This is a genomic window from Rhizobium leguminosarum, assembly GCF_001679785.1.
In the GTDB taxonomy this organism is placed as follows: domain Bacteria; phylum Pseudomonadota; class Alphaproteobacteria; order Rhizobiales; family Rhizobiaceae; genus Rhizobium; species Rhizobium leguminosarum_R.
The window spans coordinates 35,824-54,733 of the sequence record NZ_CP016288.1; the positions used below are offsets into that span (position 1 = coordinate 35,824).

15 protein-coding genes and 4 pseudogenes are annotated in these 18,910 nt (G+C 58.0%); 4 read left to right on the forward strand and 15 right to left on the reverse strand.

From position 1 onward, the window contains the following. Positions 1–12: 12 nt before the first annotated feature. From BA011_RS30575 to BA011_RS30590, 4 genes are read right to left on the reverse strand one after another with little or no spacing between them, the layout of a single operon-like run. Positions 13–3,054 (reverse strand): FAD-binding and (Fe-S)-binding domain-containing protein, encoded by a 3,042-nt coding sequence (locus BA011_RS30575; protein WP_065283602.1) that lies wholly within the window; start codon positions 3,052–3,054, stop codon positions 13–15. Further along, entirely contained in the window at positions 3,051–4,301 is a 1,251-nt protein-coding gene (locus tag BA011_RS30580; RefSeq protein WP_065283603.1) for a pyridoxal phosphate-dependent aminotransferase, read from the reverse strand. Before BA011_RS30580 ends, BA011_RS30575 begins: the two co-directional genes overlap by 4 nt. Positions 4,302–4,312: 11 nt before the next feature. Next, positions 4,313–5,845, reverse strand: coding sequence for an aldehyde dehydrogenase family protein (locus tag BA011_RS30585; protein ID WP_065283604.1), 1,533 nt, complete (start codon positions 5,843–5,845; stop codon positions 4,313–4,315). Between the two features lie 35 nt (positions 5,846–5,880). Further along, positions 5,881–7,272: a VOC family protein gene (locus BA011_RS30590; RefSeq protein ID WP_065283605.1), complete on the reverse strand. Its 1,392-nt coding sequence runs from the start codon at positions 7,270–7,272 to the stop codon at positions 5,881–5,883. 105 nt (positions 7,273–7,377) lie between these two features. Here BA011_RS30590 and BA011_RS30595 point away from each other — a divergent pair, with 105 nt between their 5' ends. Next, a complete protein-coding gene (locus BA011_RS30595; RefSeq protein WP_065283606.1) occupies positions 7,378–8,313 on the forward strand; it encodes a LysR substrate-binding domain-containing protein in 936 nt (311 codons plus the stop codon). 245 nt (positions 8,314–8,558) lie between these two features. Here the strand turns inward: BA011_RS30595 and BA011_RS30600 are convergent. The 4 genes and pseudogenes from BA011_RS30600 to BA011_RS30615 form a co-directional block, all read right to left on the reverse strand. Beyond that, positions 8,559–9,706, reverse strand: a protein-coding gene (locus tag BA011_RS30600) for an IS3 family transposase (protein WP_130718853.1) whose coding sequence is annotated in 2 segments (ribosomal slippage) — positions 8,559–9,457 and positions 9,457–9,706 — 1,149 coding nt in all. Because the reading frame shifts where the segments join, the coding sequence is not laid out codon by codon here. Positions 9,707–9,875: 169 nt separating this feature from the next. Then, positions 9,876–10,061, reverse strand: a complete 186-nt coding sequence (locus BA011_RS44555) for a hypothetical protein (protein WP_155739812.1) — start codon at positions 10,059–10,061, stop codon at positions 9,876–9,878. Further along, positions 10,058–10,183, reverse strand: coding sequence for a hypothetical protein (locus BA011_RS46150; protein WP_257785322.1), 126 nt, complete (start codon positions 10,181–10,183; stop codon positions 10,058–10,060). Before BA011_RS46150 ends, BA011_RS44555 begins: the two co-directional genes overlap by 4 nt. Then, positions 10,183–10,326 (reverse strand): annotated as a pseudogene (locus BA011_RS30615) (transposase domain-containing protein); the annotation flags it as partial. The pseudogene BA011_RS30615 and the gene BA011_RS46150, both read right to left, overlap by 1 nt. A 124-nt stretch (positions 10,327–10,450) precedes the next feature. Between BA011_RS30615 and BA011_RS30620 the strand changes: the two are divergent. Continuing rightward, the gene (locus BA011_RS30620) at positions 10,451–11,461 is read left to right on the forward strand and encodes a tyrosine-type recombinase/integrase (RefSeq protein WP_237352774.1); all 1,011 of its coding nucleotides are present in this window, start codon (positions 10,451–10,453) and stop codon (positions 11,459–11,461) included. Next, complete coding sequence (locus BA011_RS30625) at positions 11,398–12,675, forward strand: zinc ribbon domain-containing protein (protein ID WP_237352775.1); 1,278 nt, start codon at positions 11,398–11,400, stop codon at positions 12,673–12,675. The genes BA011_RS30620 and BA011_RS30625 overlap by 64 nt, the downstream gene beginning before the upstream one ends. Here the strand turns inward: BA011_RS30625 and tnpB are convergent. The 6 genes and pseudogenes from tnpB to BA011_RS30655 all read right to left on the reverse strand — a co-directional run. After that, positions 12,646–12,891 (reverse strand): IS66 family insertion sequence element accessory protein TnpB, encoded by a 246-nt coding sequence (gene tnpB, locus BA011_RS30630; RefSeq protein ID WP_151343664.1) that lies wholly within the window; start codon positions 12,889–12,891, stop codon positions 12,646–12,648. The genes BA011_RS30625 and tnpB overlap by 30 nt on opposite strands. Continuing rightward, the gene (gene tnpA, locus BA011_RS46645) at positions 12,888–13,295 is read right to left on the reverse strand and encodes an IS66-like element accessory protein TnpA (protein ID WP_065283608.1); all 408 of its coding nucleotides are present in this window, start codon (positions 13,293–13,295) and stop codon (positions 12,888–12,890) included. Before tnpA ends, tnpB begins: the two co-directional genes overlap by 4 nt. Then, a pseudogene (locus tag BA011_RS45440) lies at positions 13,264–14,003 on the reverse strand (extracellular solute-binding protein). The gene tnpA and the pseudogene BA011_RS45440 overlap by 32 nt, the downstream one beginning before the upstream one ends. Beyond that, a complete protein-coding gene (locus tag BA011_RS45450; RefSeq protein ID WP_065283610.1) occupies positions 13,988–14,368 on the reverse strand; it encodes a hypothetical protein in 381 nt (126 codons plus the stop codon). Before BA011_RS45450 ends, BA011_RS45440 begins: the two are co-directional and overlap by 16 nt. Positions 14,369–14,584: 216 nt before the next feature. After that, positions 14,585–15,127, reverse strand: a complete 543-nt coding sequence (locus tag BA011_RS30650; protein ID WP_065283611.1) for a cupin domain-containing protein — start codon at positions 15,125–15,127, stop codon at positions 14,585–14,587. After that, positions 15,124–16,191, reverse strand: a pseudogene (locus BA011_RS30655) (ISL3 family transposase); the annotation flags it as partial. The pseudogene BA011_RS30655 and the gene BA011_RS30650, both read right to left, overlap by 4 nt. Before the next feature lie 144 nt (positions 16,192–16,335). On the opposite strand from BA011_RS30655, the gene BA011_RS30660 reads away from it, so the two are divergent. Continuing rightward, positions 16,336–17,763 (forward strand): ISNCY family transposase, encoded by a 1,428-nt coding sequence (locus BA011_RS30660; RefSeq protein ID WP_065279332.1) that lies wholly within the window; start codon positions 16,336–16,338, stop codon positions 17,761–17,763. A 376-nt stretch (positions 17,764–18,139) separates the two neighbouring features. Here BA011_RS30660 and BA011_RS30665 read toward each other — a convergent pair. After that, positions 18,140–18,898 (reverse strand): annotated as a pseudogene (locus tag BA011_RS30665) (autotransporter domain-containing protein). Positions 18,899–18,910: the final 12 nt, after the last annotated feature.

The window sequence follows — 18,910 nt, forward strand, 5'->3', positions numbered from 1 at the left end:
CGACGCCAGTATCTATACTTTGAAATTGACAAGGCGTTCTATGACTTGAAGGGGATGCTCAAGGCCAACAGCCTCAAGGATCTTGACCTGCGACCGGCAGGAATATCCAGTGACCATGACAACGTCCTCTTTTTGTCGGCCTGCGATCGGAGACTTCCAACTCATTTCATAGAGCGCTTCCGATAATCTTTTGTTGCGCGTCTCGTGCCCAAACGTGCCCGCCATCCCGCAACACCCCGTCTCGGCAACTGCGAGTTCAATACCGAATTGCGCGAATACCGCCTTCCACTGCCCGATGGCAGCAGGCGCGTTGGTTCTTTCCGTGCAATGAGGCATGAGCGTGTAACGTATACCTTCGATGGCTTTGGCCGGAGGTTGCTCTGCTAGAACATTTGCAAGCCACTCTTGCGGCAGGGCGACATCGGCCCCCAGGGGCTTGCCGGGCACCGCGCTATATTCGCTGCGGAAGGCAAGCGTCATTGAAGGATCAATGCCAACTAATGTTACGCCAAGGTCAGTAAGCCCTTTCAGGTAGGCGGACGTTTCTCTTGCCGCCTTTTCAAAGCGGGCGAGATAGCCATGCACATGCAGCGCTTTCCCGTTGATGTGCGGGGCGGCAAGCAAAGGCTCATAGCCCAGCTTGCGGGCAAGGCTGATCGCCGCCAGTGCGACATCCGGATCGAAATAGGAAGTGAAGACATCCGGCACGAAGACGACTGTCCGGGACAGTTTTGCATTGGAGAATCGTGTCAGGTCCTCGGCATGCGCAATGGCCACTCCCAGCCGTCTGGCTTCCTTGCGCAGCGAAACTGCGGGCAAATGTGGAAGTGCCGTCAGCCCAGCCAGACGCGTCAGAGCCTTGCCAGGCACAGTGCCTGCGACGAGGTTATATAGCGGCCGCACACGCGCCATCATCGGCAGCATTGTTTCGATGGATGCAACGAGCGGGTCCTTGAGGGGCCGCAGATAGCGGCCATGGTAGATCTCCAAAAACTTGGCCCGGAAAGAGGGGACACTCACCTTAATAGGACATTGCCCGGCGCAGGCTTTGCAGGCGAGGCAACTGTCCATCGCCGCCTTGACCTCATGCGAGAAATCGCCCGCGTTTACCGGGGAAAATGAATTGACGATACGGCGTGGCAGTTGCCACAGCCTGCCGGCCTTGCGCAAACCCTCTGCTTCTCTCCGTGGATCAATATTTTTCTCGGCCAGCATTCGCAGCCATTCGCGCATGAGTGATGCTCGTCCTTTGGGCGATTGACGCCGATCCCGTGTCGCCTTGTAGGAAGGGCACATAGGACTGGTTTCATCAAAATCGAAACAGGCACCATTGCCATTGCAATAGGCGGCGTTGTCGAACGCGGCGCGGATTTCGTGCCCGATAATCCTGTCGAAACCGCCGCGGAGCGGCACCTCATCGATCTTCAGCAAAGGTCTTCCGTTGATGCTGGTGATCTTGCCTGGATTGAGCCGGTTTTGCGGATCGAAGCCGCGCTTGATGTCCTGCAGGCAAGGGTAAAGGTCTCCGAAGAATTCCGGCACATATTCCGAACGCACGCCCTTGCCATGCTCGCCCCATAACACGCCGCCATATTTGCGGGTGAGCGCCACCACCTCATCACTAATTTGGCGAACCAGGGCTGTGTGATCCGGTCGAACCAGATCAAGAGCCGGGCGGACATGCAGCACTCCAGCATCGACATGGCCGAACATGCCGTAGGACACGCCTGCCCTATCGAGAAGATCGCGAAACTCGCGGATATAGGCGGCCAAATGCTCAGGCGGCACGGCGGTGTCCTCGACGAACGGCACCGGCCGAATCGATCCTTCGACATTGCCGAGCAGGCCCACCGCGCGTTTGCGCATGGTCCAGATCGCCTCGGCATCGGCATGGCCGCGCGCCACCGTGAATCCCAACCGGTTTGCACCGGGCCGCGCCTCGAGCGTGGTAGCGACCTCCGCGATCTTTTGCTCAAGTTCGTCGGGGCCGCCAGCCAAGATTTCGACGATGTTGATGCCGTTTGCCGCCCGCTCCCCGTCGGAGGGAAAGAAACGGCCGATCGCGTTCCACACAATATCGCCCTTGGCAAGATCGAGAACTTTCTCGTCAACCGTTTCGATCGAGGCGACGCCGAGGGAAACCAGGTTGCGGGCATCTTCCAGCGCAGCATTGAAATCGCTATAACGGACGTTGATGAGGGCCACCTCGGCAGGAAGCGGCATGAGATTGAGTTCGGCCTCAGCAATCAGGGCGAGGGTTCCCTCCGACCCGCACAGCACGGCGTTGAGATCAAAAACCCCGTCCTGTCGTCGCACATGCGCCAGATCGTAGCCGGTCATGTACCGGTTGAGATTTGGGAAGACCTCGGCGACCCGCTCCTGCGTTTCCCACGTGATGCGCTCCACGATCCGATGCACTTCACCGATGCGGTCATCGCGCGCGCATATCTCCGTAAGCTCCGCGTTTTCGAGCGGGCGCGACCAGAAATCCGAGCCGTCCGTCAGCACGACCCGCAGACCCAGAACATGGTTCGACGTCTTGCCATAGAGGCAGGAGCCCTGCCCGCAGGCATCGGTGGAAATCATACCGCCGATCGTCGCCCGGTTCGAGGTGGAAAGCTCCGGCGCGAAGAATAATCCATGCGGCTTCAGCGCCCTGTTGAGTTGGTCCTTGACGACGCCCGCCTCAACGCAAGCCGTACGTCGCATCGGGTCGATTTCGAGAATACGGTTCATGTGCCGTGAACAATCGACGACTACGCCATCGGTCAGTGCTTGGCCGTTGGTGCCTGTGCCACCACCACGCGGGGCGATGACGATGGTAAGGAAAGCTGGCTCCGAAAGGGTGCGGGCGATGATTTGCATGTCTTCCGCATCGCGGGGAAAGACAATCGCCTGCGGCTCCACCTGATAGATGGAGTTATCCGTAGCATAGACCGTGCGGGAGGCCGCCCGCGTTTCAATATCGCCGCGAAAGCCCGCCTCGATCAGACGCTCGGAGAAGCTGACAGGAGCGTCAGCGATGGAAGCTGGGCGATCGAGGCATGGGATCATGGCGGGAGAATTGATCCTTTCAGAGCCGCACAAGCCCGTTCGATGCGGTTCAGCGCTTCGACCAGTTCCTCCTCCGATGTCGCATAGGAAATGCGGAAGAAGGGGGAAAGACCGAAAGCAGAACCGGGCACCACAGCTACCTGTGCGTCTTCCAGGAGGTAATCAGTAAAGTCAGCATCAGTGGCGATGGTCTTTCCATTCGGGGCGACCTTGTTCAGTGTACCGGCGCAGCTCGAAAAGGTATAGAAAGCCCCCTCGGGTGTGCGGCATTCCAGACCCGGAATGGCATTGAGTCGACCGACCACCAGATCGCGACGTCGCTTGAAACTTGCCTGGCGGTCCTTCAGGAACTCTTGTGGACCGTTGAGCGCGGCAATAGCAGCTGCCTGACTGATCGAGCACGGGCAGGACGTGGCTTGGCTTTGGATGACCGCCATGGCCTTGATCAGCGCCTTGGGGCCACCGGCATAGCCGATACGCCAGCCGGTCATCGCGTAAGCTTTGGACACACCATTTATCGTGAGCGCTCGCTCTTTGAGCCGCGGTTCGAGTGCCACCGGTGTAACGAACTCAAATCCGTCATAGACGATATGCTCATACATATCGTCCACCATCAGCCAGATATGCGGATGACGTAGTAGTACATCGATCAGGGGCTGGTAATCCGCCGCACTGTAGGCCGCGCCGGACGGATTGGACGGCGAGTTCAACAGCACCCAGCGGGTCCTTGGCGTAATCGCTTTCTCAAGTTGTTCGGCCTGAAGACGAAACCCGGCCGCCGCATGGCACGGCACCAGAACAGATGTACCGCCGCAGACTTCCACAATATCGGAATAGGAGGTCCAGTAGGGCGTGGGTATGATAACCTCGTCGCCCGGATCTATGGTCGCCATGAAGGCGTTGAATAGGATCTGCTTGGCGCCGGCGCCGGCGGTCACTTCGTCGATGGTGTAGTCAATGCCGTTTTCCCGCTTAAACTTCGCGCAGGCCGCCTGCTTGAGAGCAGGCGAACCATCAAGCGCGGTATATTTGGTCTCACCTGCGTCGATGGCCGCCTTCGCAGCCTGCTTGATATGGTCCGGTGTGTCGAAATTCGGCTCGCCCGCGCCGAGAATGATGACGGGGAAGCCCTCTCGCTTCATCGCTGCGGCTTTGGCGCCAATTTGCAGGATTTTCGAAACGCCGACAGAGGCGATCCGCGCGGCGGGTCGGAAGCCCGCCTCACCAATGTCTACTGAGATCATCATGGCGTAGAGCTCTATTCAATAATGAAGGAGACACCCTGCGCTAGCGGCGAGGCTTTCGAATAGTTGATCGTGTTGGTGGCGCGGCGCATATAGGTCTTCCACGCGTCGGAACCGGACTCACGGCCCCCGCCGGTTTCTTTTTCACCGCCGAATGCCCCGCCAATTTCAGCGCCGGAGGTGCCGATATTCACATTTGCGATGCCGCAATCTGAACCATCCGCCGCCAGGAAACGCTCGGCTTCGCGCATGTCCAGCGTGAAGATCGACGAGGAGAGACCGGCACCTACTGCATTGTGGTCGGCCAGAACAGTATCGAAGTCGCTATACTTTAGGACATAAAGAATTGGTGCAAAAGTCTCTTCCAGCACCGGACCTTCATGCGCGGGCATTTCCACCAGGGCCGGCTTCACATAATAGGCGTCCGCGCTACCGGCGTCGAACCGCTCGCCGCCATGTACCGCACCACCATGGGCCTTGGCTTTGGCGATTGCTCTTTGCATCGCTTCAAAAGCCAGTTTGTCGATCAACGGACCGACCAAGGCGCTTCCGTCAAGCGGGTTGCCGACGGAAACGCTGGAATAGGCCGTCTTCAAGCGCGGTACGAGCTGGTCATAGACGCTTTCATGAACGAAGAGGCGGCGCAGCGTGGTGCAGCGCTGGCCGGCCGTGCCCATTGCGCCGAAGGCAATGGCACGCAGTGCCATGTCGAGATCCGCGGAGGGACAAACGATACCACCATTGTTGCCGCCCAGTTCGAGAATGGCCCGGGCGAAACGCTTGGCAAGACGCGGACCGACCTCGCGGCCCATCCGGGTAGAACCAGTTGCCGAGACCAGCGGCACTTTCGGGTGATCGATCAAGACTTCGCCTGCGGTGCGATCGCCGATGAGCACTTGCGCAAGATTAGCTGGTGCATCGCCGAAGCGCTTCAGGGCGCGCTCGAGGATGGCCTGCGCGGCAAGCGCGGTCAGGGGTGTTTTTTCGGAAGGTTTCCAGACGACGCTGTTGCCGCAAACCAGCGCCAGAGCCGCGTTCCAGGCCCAGACGGCAGCGGGGAAGTTGAAGGCGGAGATGATCCCTATGACACCGAGCGGATGCCAGGTTTCCATCATCCGGTGACCGGGGCGCTCCGTGGCGATGGTCAGACCATACAACTGACGAGACAGGCCTACCGCGAAATCGCAGATATCGATCATTTCCTGTACTTCGCCCAGGCCTTCGGAGGGGATCTTGCCTGCCTCGATGGACACGAGACGGCCCAGATCGGCCTTGGCAGCGCGCAGTTCCTCACCAAACAGTCGTACCAGTTCCCCACGCTTCGGCGCAGGCACCAGACGCCATGCGCGGAATGCAACATCTGCGCGATCGACGATCTGAACTGCTTCAGTTGCAGACACTGTTTTCAGACTACCGGTCAGCTCGCCTGTGACGGGAGAGAAGGAGCTAAGGTTCCCGTCGGTGTAAGCGGCTTTATCCACATCGAGGCGGTTCAGAATGGACGCAGCTTCCGCCTTGAGGGAGAGATTTACAGGAACATTGTTCATCTATGGAAACTCCGGAAAAAGGTTGGTTCGGCCGGTCACTCGGCGGCAGAACGCTTCTGAATCGCATTAAGGCAGGCTTCGATCGCCGCCTTTTCGATGCCTTCGTAGTGATCGAATTCGTTCAAAACTTTTGCTCCGAGGCCAGCTGCGAATCGCACCTGGTTCGGGCTCGCTTCGAATTCCTGCTGAGCACCGTCGCCCAGATTTGACTGGAAGATTCCGGCCGCACTGACGGGCAGAAAGTCTTCATAGACGATGGGATCGAAGCGGATAAAGCCTTCGGCGATCAACGTATCGAGATCGACCGACGCCGACGCCGCACGCCCAGCCTTTTCGGTCACTGCATAAGTGAAGTAACCGAGACCCTTGGAGCGGATTGACGCCCAATCATCCGGAAAAGCCTTGAACGTATCGGCAAGTGCGGCCGCATAAGCTGCGGCATTGGAGCCATCGGCGGCCGGACGTACGATCTTGCGAGTGTCGTTCAGCAGCTTGTCGTAAAGGGCGCGGCCATTCGGAGTCAATGCGACGCCGCGCTGCTCGATCTCGCCGAAGCGGGCCGTATGGGTGGCAGCCTGCCAGCCCCCCTTGCCATCCTGGAAAGAAACTTGCTCTTCCAGAGCCTTGAACGACGTCTGGCGCAGAAGGATCGGGCATTTGCGTGTGGGCGGACCTTCGATCACAGCCTTGGGCGCAATGCCATATTCCGGCATAAGCGCTTGCACCTTGTCGATGTCCAGGGTGCGGGGCGTCAGGTGGTTGATGTGCGGCCCCTTGAACGAAACGACATCCGCTAACAATCGGTGGGCGTCGTGCAGGCGATGGTACATGGAAAGCTCTACATTGGCCTTTTCGTGCCAGCGGAAGGTCTCCAGTACTTCCGATACGAAACGGGCTGCATCTTCCTCTCCGAACCCGCTTTCCCTCTCCGCCTTTTCCGTCAGGGAAACAGCACCATGCGTGAAGATCTGGCGCTCGGCAAGAACGGCCTGCGCCTCTCGCCGCAGGTCTTCGTCCGCGATCAGGTCGAGGCGCAGGAGCGAGGTAAATACGCGGAAGGGATTGCGCTTCAGCGCCTCTTCCCCAACCGGCCGGAAAGCCGTTGAGTGAACTGGAACGGCCGCCATCGACAGGTCGTAGTAGCCAACCGGATACATTCCCATTACTGCGAAGATGCGGCGCATCATCGCAAGCTCGGCTGCGGTGCCGAGTCGGATGGCCCCGTGCCGCTCCTCGGAAATGCGTTGCAAATTGTCGGTCGCTTCGAGACGGGATTTCAGCTCCCGATCGCTGGCCAGCGCCTGTTGGTTCACGCGAGCCACCAACTCTATAAGCGTGCCATATGCCGGAACTTCTTCTCGATACATTGCGGACATCGCACTCGAAAACGAGGCCCGGATGTCGCTTGCGGAAACCTTCTCGTCCATGGTGGAAATTCCTGTGCTTAGTGCTTATCATTCACTATCCTCACCCTAACCCGGATTTTCGCAGACGTGTTGTGAGGGTTTCTGTTAAGTTAATGAGAGAATGGAATGCATATGCGTAGAGCCCTGATCCCAGATATTGTTAATCTACAGGCATTCGAAAGCGCTGCGCGTCATGAAAACTTTTCCAGGGCTGCCGAAGAACTCAATCTCACCCAAGGCGCCATCAGCAGGCAGATAGCTGAACTCGAGCAGCAAACCGGACTGAGACTATTCGAGCGCATCAAACGTCGTGTCGTGCTTTCCGACGCAGGGCAGAAGCTGCTGCCGGAAGTCAGGCAATTGCTCCTACAGTCGGAGCGCCTGATGATTGGAGCGGTAGCAGCCGGAACCATGGGTTCCTCGCTGCGGATTGCCACGCTGCCGACTTTTGGGGCCAAGTGGCTTGTTCCCAAGCTTGGAAGGTTCATTGCCGATCATTGTGACGTTGCGATATCTATTGAGTCACGCTCGAGCCCGTTCGGTTTCGCCGAGGAGAATTTCGATCTGGCAATTCATTTCGGGCAGCCCACATGGGCAGGTGCAACCGCCACGTTCTTGTGTCACGAGACCGTTTTGCCTGTTGCAAGCCCGGCGGCCCTTCAAGAGGAACCTCGTGCGGCGGCGAACGATCCTTTTTGCAGTGCGCAATTGTTGCATTTGACGACAAGACCAAAACTCTGGTCTGACTGGTCCGCACATCACGCCATATCGCTTCCGCGCGCGTATCAGGGGCCGAGGTTTGATCAATTCTCGATGATCATTTCGGCCGCGATTGCGGGTCTTGGAGTTGCGCTCCTCCCTACATATTTAGTTGAAGATGAGCTTGCCTCCGGCGCGCTGGCCCCGTTTGTCCCCCAATCAATGCAAACGGAGAATGCGTACTGGATCGTTCGCCCCGAGCAGAAGCGCACGATGGGGCTCGCAGTGGAGTTTCAGGAATGGCTTCTTCGAGAAATCAATAGATCAAACTCTATCGCCACTCTGGGGCCAAATATTTCATGAGTCCCGAACAAGATGCTGCCGCGAGCAAAGCCGCTATCTCGTTAAGGGCTTTCCCTGCTAACGAGAAGTCGCAGCCGAAAAATGCAATGACGCAGAGGTTCGTTTGAACTTGGCACCTGGCGTCGACACCTCCTACGAGAAGGTGTCGACGAATTTTCAAAACAACCTTGCCTCAATCCGCCAAGGGGTGCCAGGTACTCTCATTGGGAAAGAATTGGCCTGCTGCCGGTTTATCGGACACGAGGTTAAGCTAATCCCACCTTTGTTTCAAAGTCATTGGGGCTGAGATAGCCCAGTGTCGAGTGGCGACGCTTCGGGTTGTAGAAGCGCTCGATGTAATCGAACACATCGGCTCTGGCGTCATTCCTCGTGCGATAAACCTTCCGTGCCGTTCTCTCCGTTTTCAGTGAGGAGAAGAAGCTCTCCATTGCAGCGTTGTCCCAGACATTTCCAGAGCGGCTCATCGAGCAGGTGATGCCGTGATCTCCCATGAGGCGCTGGAACTGCTCGCTGGTATATTGGCTGCCCTGGTCGGAGTGATGCAGCAGAGCATCTGGTTTTCCTCGACGCCATATCGCCATGATCAGCGCATCTGTGACGAGTTGGGCTGTCATGTTGGCATTCATCGACCAGCCGACGACACGGCGTGAGAACAGGTCGATGACGGCTGCGACATACAGCCAGCCTTCCGCGGTCCAGATATAGGTGAAGTCAGCCACCCATTTCTGGTTCGGACGGTCTGCCACGAACTGGCGGTCCAGCACGTTAGGCATGATGACGGCACGGTCACCGGCATCCTTTGGCAAGCCACGCCGCCTCGGTCTTGCCCTGAGCGCATTCAAGCGCATCAGCCGCTCAATACGATGGAGGCCACAGGATAACCCTTCCTCCAGCACATCGTGCCAGACCCGTCGGGCACCATAGGTGCGGTCGCTGGACTGGAAACTCTGCTTGATCCTTTCCAGCAGGACCTCGTCATGGCGTGCATGTTCGCTCGGAGAACGATTGAACCAGGCGTGGAAACCTGAACGAGAAACTCCCAGCGCTTCACAGAGCCATGCCACCGGCCAGATCGAGCGGTGCTTTGCAACGAACGCGAACTTCATATCGCGTCCCTGGCAAAGTAGGCTGCGGCCTTTTTTAGGATATCGCGCTCTGCCTTCAGCTTTGCGACTTCACGACGGAGCCGCTCGATCTCAAGCTGCTCCGGCTTCATTTGCCCTTTTCCAGGAAAGGATTGGCTGGGATCGTCGCCGTATTCCCGAACCCATTTGCGCAACACATTCTCGTGGACATCAAGATCACGGGCAGCCTGCGCAACGGCAACCCCACGCTCCCTGACCAGCTTCACCGCCTCAAGCTTGTACTCGCGGCTGAATATTCGTCTTTGCATTCATGCTCTCCGGTTTCAGGAGGAACACCTTAACCTCGTGTCCATGAAACCGGCAGCAGGCCAAATTGACACGCAACGCTCAAGCGCTAGCTCATAGTTAGTGCGTCCGTCAGCTTGTGTCTGACCCCACCATTCATAGTTTGTATGCATCCGGCGAGGGCCGCAGCGCTTATGATTTCGGCTGATCTGCCATGATGCGTTCGATCTTTTCCGGGTCACATTGCTCGTCGACGAGGAATTGCCGGACACCGCCCTCGCAGGTGCGGATATCTGCGATGAATTCCTTCAAGCTCTCGACGCCCCGTTCGGTGAAGGTCGTGATGCCCTCTTCGCTTCCGTCATAGGCATGGATCATCTGGTCATCTCGCCATAATCGATGTTGTCCGAATTGCTGGCGACTTGCTGGATGAGTTCGAGGTTCTCGCCGATCAGCGAGGCGACGTATCCGATCGTGTAGACGTGCGTCGGGCGTGCCATCAGGCAGCGACCTGCCGGAAGTGGCCTGCGGCGGCCCAGTTCCAGGGCAAGAGTTCCGGTAGCCTTGAGACAGGAATGCCGGGCATGCGGGCGAGGACATCCGCCAACCAGGCCTGCGGATCGATGTCGTTCATCTTGGCGGTTTATGCCGACCGGCGAACTATGCCGATTAATCAACGTTTTGCCAACGTTTCCGGCACCATAGCGGTCGCCTAGTCGGCATAGCTTAGGGTCTCTCCGTCGCAATTGACGCGAAGGAGAGGACACATGAACGCAACTGACTATTTGAATCGCAGCGCCCTATACCGGAAGCTGGTCTATGGTCCGCATCGGGAATTTGCGGGCGTTTACGCCGCCAAAATGTCGAACGAAGGTTTGGGTCGGCAATGCACGTGGCGCTCGCTGAGCCTGTTTCGGGATCTGATGGACTGGCATGTTGGCAATGGACATGCTCCGCAGGATTTGAGCGAGGTTCACGTCGACCGCTTTCTTGAGCATCGTTTCAAACACTGGAAGCCCGACTCGGGCGATCGATCGGCGCTCCGCCGCTTGCTTTTGGCGTTACGGGAGAAAGGCTTAATACCAGCCGCGCTTCCGATTCAGCGCAGTGAGCACGAGAAGATCGTCGATGTATTCGGGCAATATCTCTCGACTGAGAGAGGGCTCGCCGCCGCGACAGTGGGGAGCCACAAGCTTCTGTCGCTTCGATTTCTCCGGGAGGTGTGTCCTTTCGGCGCAGACGGGTTTGCAGCGCTCACCCCGGAGATCGTTATCGGTTATGTCGAGCGACATGCGCTCGACGGTTCCGCCGACAGTGGCAAAGCCATGTGCGGGGTTGTGCGTGCCTTCCTGCGCTATTTGCATCTGAAGGGCTTAATCTCGACGGCGCTGGCCGACTGTTTGCCGTCCATCCGCCGCTGGCGACTTGCCGGCCTTCCAACATTCCTGCCGCCGGAGAAGGTGCAAAAGGTTCTCGATGCCTGCGATCGGACGACGGCAATGGGTCGTCGGGACTATGCGGTTCTGATGATCCTCGCCAAGCTCGGTTTGCGCGCCAGCGAAGTTGCCACCCTCAATCTTGACGATATCGACTGGCAGGCGGGCACGATCCTCGTACACGGAAAGGGACGGCGGCAAGCGACTATGGCCGACGACAGTTTCGACGCACCATCGACGGCAAGAAGACTGTGCTTCCGCGCGGCAATGATGACTGGTTGGCCTGCATTCCCGATGCTCATCCCGGCTATATCAGCTGGGAGCGACATCAGGAGAACCTGAAGATTCTCAAGGCGAACGGCCGTGGATTTGAAGCGGCACGAGCGTCAATCCCAAGGGAAGGCCCAGCGCTGCTGCAAGGCCGGGCCGTATGTGGGCAATGCGGCAGCCATCTTAGGGTTCGCTATGCGGCCCGGCGTGGTCAGCAGGAAGCCTGGTACATCTGCAATCGTGCCCGTATCTATCGTGGGGAGCCCATGTGTCAGTCGATCGCCGGGCCTCCCGTCGATGAAGCCATCGGCATGCTGATTGCTGAGCAAATGACGCCGGCGGCCGTCGAACTGGCGCTCGAAGTCCGCAAGGAGATCCAAGCCCGTCATGAAGAAGCAGACCGGCTGCGCTGTCGCGCGATCGAACGCGCCCAAACGGAAGCCGATCTCGCCCAGCGCCGCTTCATGCTCGTCGATCCTAACAACCGCCTCGTCGCCGACACGCTCGAAGGTGAATGGAACGAGAAGCTTCGCATACTGGCCAATGCCCGCGAAGAGCGCGCACGTGGCCGAGAACACGATCAATTCATCCTCGATAAAGCTGTCCACGAGCGGCTGGTCGCAATGACGGCGGACTTCAACAAGCTCTGGAAAGATCCGGATACCCCAAGCCGCGAACGCAAGCGATTGCTGGCCCACATCATTGCGGATGTCACTCTCTTAAAGCTGCCGGCGGAAGGAACCACCAAGCTTCACGTTCGCTTCAAGGGCGGCAAAATCCAGACGCTCACCACCATGAACCCAAAATCCTCCGCCCAGCAGATCAAGACAAAGCCCAGTATCGTTGAATTGGTCGATAAGCTTCTCGATGATTACATTTATCCCGAGATCGCCGATATTCTAAACGACCAAGGCCATCGCCCCGGTGGAACGGCACGTCGCGGCTGCCATAACGCCCGCTTTACACCTCTTAAAGTCGCCTATCTCATCCACGAATATAAGCTGCGATCCCGATATGATCGACTGCGACAGCGGGGAATGCTGACAAGACAGGAAGCGGCAGTGCACCTCAAGATCAGCGAGCAAACCGTCGCCAGATGGGCCAAGTATGGGCTCATCACCAGACATGCCTACAACGGGCACTACAGCCTGTACGAAATCCCCAATGGAGACCTGCCGCAAAAGCAATGCAGCCGATGGAATCCACTCGAAGATCGCGCTGCTGCGCACCGACAAATGCAAGCCGAGCCAAGAACATCAACTGGCGCGGAAGGAGGTGTAGTATGAACGCCGATCGTTCAAATAGAGCGACATGCCAATCCCGTCATGCCACAGGACCTTGATCAGATCGCCCCTACGACCTCGGAAGCAGAAGACCTCACCGCCATGAGGATCGCGGCCAAGGCCTTGCTGAACCTTCAGCGCCAGGCTGTTCATGCCGCAACGCATGTCCGTCACCCCGCCCGCGATCCATACCTTCACCCCGGCCGGAAAGGCGATCATGACGCATCCAGGACCGGCAATAGGCGGGCAAGGATGGTCGGATCAAGCGAAGCCGGGATCGTCAGGCGACGACCGTTCGGCAGGCCGATCTCGATCGTCTTGTTGTCTTCAGATCGTAGCGGTGCGGTCATCTCGGAAGATGCCGGCGGCGGCGGCGAAATCGCAAGCGGCACGAAACTTGTTGACACGGAAACGCTCAGAAGACCGCTTCGATATTCCCGACGCCAACGGGTCAACAATGACCGCGACAGTCCATATCGCCGCGCCGTCACTGAGCCCTGCCGAAAGCCCTGCAAGCTCTCCTCGACGATCCGAACCTTCTCTTCGTCCGACCAATCCCGTCGGCGACCAAGATCATCGGCGGACAAAACTTCAATGGGGGAAATCACTGTAGCGCATGACATAAGGCATGGACTTAAAGCCAATCAGCAAATCAGGGCAGACGGCCTTCGGCGGACGGATACCATAGTTTTGCGGGATTTCTTTGCCTTTCCGCTCGGGCGCGCCCGGAAGGGCTTCAACCAGATCCTTTGACAGTAGGGCGAATGCGTCGCTATTTATTGGACCGTATGGAATTTCTGTGGAGAATGCCGCCTGGGGCTTCGCTTGGGAAATATAGGCCAGGAATTTAAAAGCATTCTCCTTGTTGGGTGCATCTTTCAGCACCACCCAGTAATCATATTGCAGTAAGGCTTGTTCCCAAGATAGGGCGAGTGGCGCTCCCTGCTTTTTTGCACTTATGATCCTACCATTGTAGGAAGCCGCCATATCGACCTCACCGCTCACAAGGCTTTGAGGCGCGTCCGCGCCAGCGACCCACGGCCAACATTCGGTTTCATTTTTGTGATCTTCGCAAATGCGCGCTCCACGTCGAGAGGATAAAGCGCTTGAGGCGAAACACCGTCACCCAAGAGTGCTGTTTCTAACAGCCCCCCGTTTAACAGACTTTCACATTTCGGAAGGCCTCGTTTACCTGGATATGCATCAACGTTATAGAAATCTACCCAATTCCTTGGAGCATTCTCTTCAGAGAAGACCTTAGTGTTATAGGCTACGTTCAACGAGAATATAACAGCGCCGACCCCATACTTGGACTTTAGATAATCGGGCATACATTCAGTGTATCTTTCCCGAAGAGGCTGTAGTCAATTTCTTCAGCTGCGGATTTATTGACCCAGGTAGGTAACGAACCTCCATTTATCTCAGTTATGTCTGCGGCCGGTTGACCCAGTTTAACTGAAGCCAACATTTTGCCGTCGTCTTGCGGCACGACGACAACTTTGATCCCCGTGTCACGAGTGAACGGCTCAAAGAAGGCTTTGCGCTGAGCAGTCTCCCAAGCGCCACCTCCAGATGTAACAACGACCTCTCCAGTTCCTTTTAGGTTTTCAGGCACAGTTTGTGCCCAGGCGGATGTTGCCACTATTGACCAGCCCAGCGCGGTACTGATAGCGATGGCAAGTACTGATGTATTCATGCTTTCTTCCTCCTTGACTAAGGCTCCCACTCAAGCAGTGTAAGGGTACGCGCCTGTTTGGCAGAGCCGGACGCCTTAAGCGTACGTAGCTTCAGCCTTGAACCGTCATTCCCCCTGAGTTCTGGACTGCCCAATAGGAAATCACGTTTCAAGCATTTGGGAAGCAGCTCTGACCGCTCTGGTTATTATTCTCACCATCTGTTTGGAGGTCCGAGACTAGTAAGCGGGCGGCGTGATCGCGCTGAGGATTTCGCTCTGTCGGTCATCGACGTTGCGAAAGCGGTGAGGCAGCCGGCTATCGAAATAGTATCCGTCACCCGGTTGCAGCACTCGTTTCTGGTCTCCAACCGTGACCTCCACCTTCCCCGATAGCACCATGCCAGCCTCCTGCGCGGCGTGTGAAAACTCCTCGCCTGTGTCAGCGCCGGGCGCATAGCGCTCGTGCAACATCAGCAACTGTCGGTTTGGATGATCCAGTCCGATGACCCTATATGAAATTGTATCGACCTTTCCAATCTCGGCCAGGTCAACAGACGCGTAGAACGGAGAGTATGGAAGGGTCGACTGCAAATCGGAGAAGAAGCCAGGCATTGTTGTGCCCAAGGCTTCGAGCACCGCGCTGAGCGTATCAATCGAGGGGCTCATCCGATCTCGTTCAATAAGGGAAATTGTTGAATGAGATATCCCTGAACGGGCAGCCAGTTGTGTTTCGGCGTGCAAATTTGGCTCTGACGCAGTTTTGATGGTGATGGATTTTATCCCGCGCCGATGACGCGGGCCTGGAGGAGGTCAATCTTTCCGCGGCCATACATCTGGCGTTTCACAAGTTTGAGCTTGGTGATCTGCCCCTCCGTCTGGCCGTTCGACCATGGTGAAGTGATCGCGGCGCTGACGGCCGCACGGTCTTTGACGATGCCGTTAGCGAAGGAGGCTATCAAACCTGTTCTGGCTCTCTCCAACCATGGATCGAGATCAGCGATGGATTTCTTGCGGATCATCGTCTGGAAGGCGGCGATCGCTTCCCGCACCTCAACGAGCAGCGGCACGCCGCCTTCAATCGCAGCAACCGTCACGGTCTCGGATTTGGAGAGATCGTCGCGACCGATGGTCATAAGACGCGCGATGGTCTTGGCCGACGGCGCTCGGTTCAAGTTGCCGTCATCGACCTTTTCCGCTTTTCGGCGGCGTGTGGCCCATTCGGTGACAACGCGAAGGCAGCCGCGGAACCCTTGGCTCTTGAGTTTCCGCCACAGCTCTGTCCCATTCCGATGTCCGGCCGCCCATTGAGCGTCAAGCCACGGCAGATGGAGTTCGAGCGAGTTCTCGCGGACGCGGAAAATATCCGACCGTTGACCACGCAACACGCATCGGACCAGGCCGCGACTGTACCCGGTCTGGCGCACGATCTCCTTGATTGCGGCCCCCGACTTGGCCAGATCGAGAATGGCGGCGTTGGTGTCTTCGCGGCGAAGATATCCCTCGTACTGGATGCGCTCGGCGGCAGTCAGCAGTTCGGGATTGATCGTGGCGGCTCCGATCGCGGTTCGGATCTGGCGCATGGATTTGCGCACCGCATCGAGGAATGCCCGGCTGGCATTCTCCATCAAGTGCCAGCGGTCAGCGACCTGGGTCGCCTGTGGCAATGCCTTGGCTGCAGCCGTCGCGTAACCACCGCCGCGGTCGCGGGCGATGATGCTGATCTGAGGTTGGTCCGAGAGCCAGGCCTGGGCCGTAGACGGCTCTCGATCTGGCAAGAGAGCAATGGTTTTGCGCCGTTCCAGATCGCAGATGATGGTCCCATAGCGTTGGTTACGTCGCCAAGCCCTGTAGCGGCTATTTAGTAATGCGACAGTTGGGCCAGTTAGAGATGCGACAGTCTCGCCTCTCTACGCACTGGTCAATGCCAACGTCGGGAGCAAGGATGACGATCTTCAGCCTGGTCGAGACCATGAGCGGTCGGAGTCGTCATGTCCTTTATGATCACCATGTCGCAGAAAGAATTGCATCGCCTCGAAGTTATCCAGAAGATTCGTGACGAGCGCCTGAGCGTCGTCCAGGCCGCCGAACTGCTCGACCTCAGTCGAAGTCAGGTCCATCGGCTGCTGCAGGCTTATGACCGGAATGGTCCAGCCGGCCTTGTTTCCAAGAAGCGATCACAGCCGAGCAACCGGCGCCACAGCGAGGAGTTTCGCAATGCGGCGCTGGATCTGATCCGGGAGCGCTATCTGGATTTCGGTCCGACGCTGGCGCGCGAGAAGCTGATGGAACTGCATCAGATCTCGGTCGCCAAGGAGACGCTGCGGCAATGGATGACCGAGGCCGGCATCTGGATCTCGCGGCGTGAGCGTAAGCAGCGGGTTTTCCAGCCGCGCGGCCGGCGCGACTGTTTCGGCGAACTCGTGCAGATCGATGGATCGCATCACTGGTGGTTTGAGAACCGTGGTCCCAAATGCGCCCTGCTTGTCTATATCGATGACGCCACCGGCAAGTTGCTGCATCTGCGGTTCGCTGGGTCAGAGAACACGTTCGACTACCTGCATGCGACAAAGGCTTATCTGCAGCAATGGGGTAAACCTCTGGCCTTCTACAGCGACAAGCATGGTGTCTTTCGTTCGACCCATGCGTCGGAGAAAGACCGCACGAGCGGCCTGACGCAGTTTGGTCGTGCGCTTTATGAGCTGAACATCGACATCATCTGCGCCAATACTCCGCAGGCAAAGGGCCGTGTGGAACGCGCCAACCAGACGCTGCAGGACCGGCTGGTCAAGGAGATGCGGCTTCGCGGCATCGATACGATCGAGGCGGCCAACGGCTATGCATCAGAATTCATTGCGGATTTCAATTCCCGTTTTGGCAAACCGCCACGCAATCCGAAGGACATGCACCGGCCGCTTGCCGCGCATGAGAATCTCGATGGCGCCATGTGCCGCAAGGAAGTCCGCACACTGTCGCAGTCCCTGACGCTCCGTTACGACAAGGTCTTGTTCATTCTCGATCCGACGGAGCGGGCCAGAGGGCTGGCGGGAAAGAAGGTCGTTGTCTGCGACTACCCGGACGGCCGCCTCGAGATCATGCACGAGAGCTTCACCCTGCCCTACAGAACCTTCGATACATTGCGGTCGGTCCACCGGGCAGAGGTTGTCGAGAACAAGCGTCTCGACGACATGCTTTCCGTCGTCGCCGAGCTGCAGGCTGGGCGGGAACAGCAGCGCAGTAAGAGCGGCCCTCGCCGCACCGGCCAGACGGATCATATGTTCGGTATTCCCGATGGCAGCCAGGGCAATGGTTATCAGAAGCGTGGCCGCAAGCCTGGCCGGCGGACGGACTTCATGAATGATCCGGAGGTCATCGCAAAAAGGCAGAAGGCGCTGGCGCGCATGGAGGCCGCGGAATGATCGCCTGCACTCATAGTCTCAAAGCTAAAGCCGAAGGGTGTTCCTCACCCGCCCCCGCTCCTCCCTTGCAACCCGGTCCAGCCGGTCGGATCGGCGGCTAATCCGAAGCGCAAGTGTCGCGTTTCTAACCGGCTGACAGCGTCGCGCATCTAATCAGCTTTGACAGTTATAACATAACAGTCCATACTCATGCTTGTCCCCCGATGATGACACGCTACTAGAACCGGCCAAACAGCACGTCTTCTGGCCAATGCAGCAACCAGGTCTGGCCATCGCGGATTTTGGGAAGAAGTTTTTCGGTGTCACGTCGTCGGAGAGTCGTCCGACGCGTTCAGCGTTTTTCCATATATGATAATCGCAGAGGCACGATCTCTCATTACCAATTGACCCTCAATCCCAACTTACCATTCCAGGCGTAGTTGTCTCCATCGAAGGACGTGCTGAAGTTGATGTTCCCATACAAGGACGTGTTGCTCGACACCTGTCGGGTCGCCCCGAGGCCGAGCTCGATCCATGTCTCGTCGAGGTTCGACGAGAACGGTACGAACCCATCGGCCGAAGAGACTTCGGTCCGGGCTTTCGCCGTGAACTCATGCCAGACATTAACCCTGCCCCAGACCGTCGCCAGCCGGGCAGGCTCCGTAGCAGACGCCTCCTCCGCCTCCCATGTCCGGGCAACGCGAGCACCGATCCGGCCGGCGAGGGAGTTCAGGTTGTCGTAGCGGATCTCGGCGGCTCCGTCGTTGAAGTCGTCCATCCGGATCGTCTGCCATATGATCTGCGCCTGCGGTTCGAGCTGCCAGCCGTCGCCAAGGTCAAATGGATATCCGCCTTCGAGGGACGCCGCGAAACCGAAGCCGTCGATGCTCTGGTCGGGGAAGCCGATTTCGGTCGGTCGGTTGGAATGCGTCGTCACGTCGTACCAGGTTCCCTAGAGCACGCCATCTAGATACCAGCCGTTCTCGCCGAACCGCGTCCAGTAGCCGCCGACCGAGAAGGCGCCGAAGTCGTTGCCGCCCGCGTCGCGCGTCGTCGTCAGCAGGTTCTGCGTGACGTCCATTTTGCCATGGCCGTACGCCAGATACATGCCGGCGTGGTCGGTGATCCCGTCTTCCTCGTCACGGTAGAAATCCATGCCGCCCTTGAC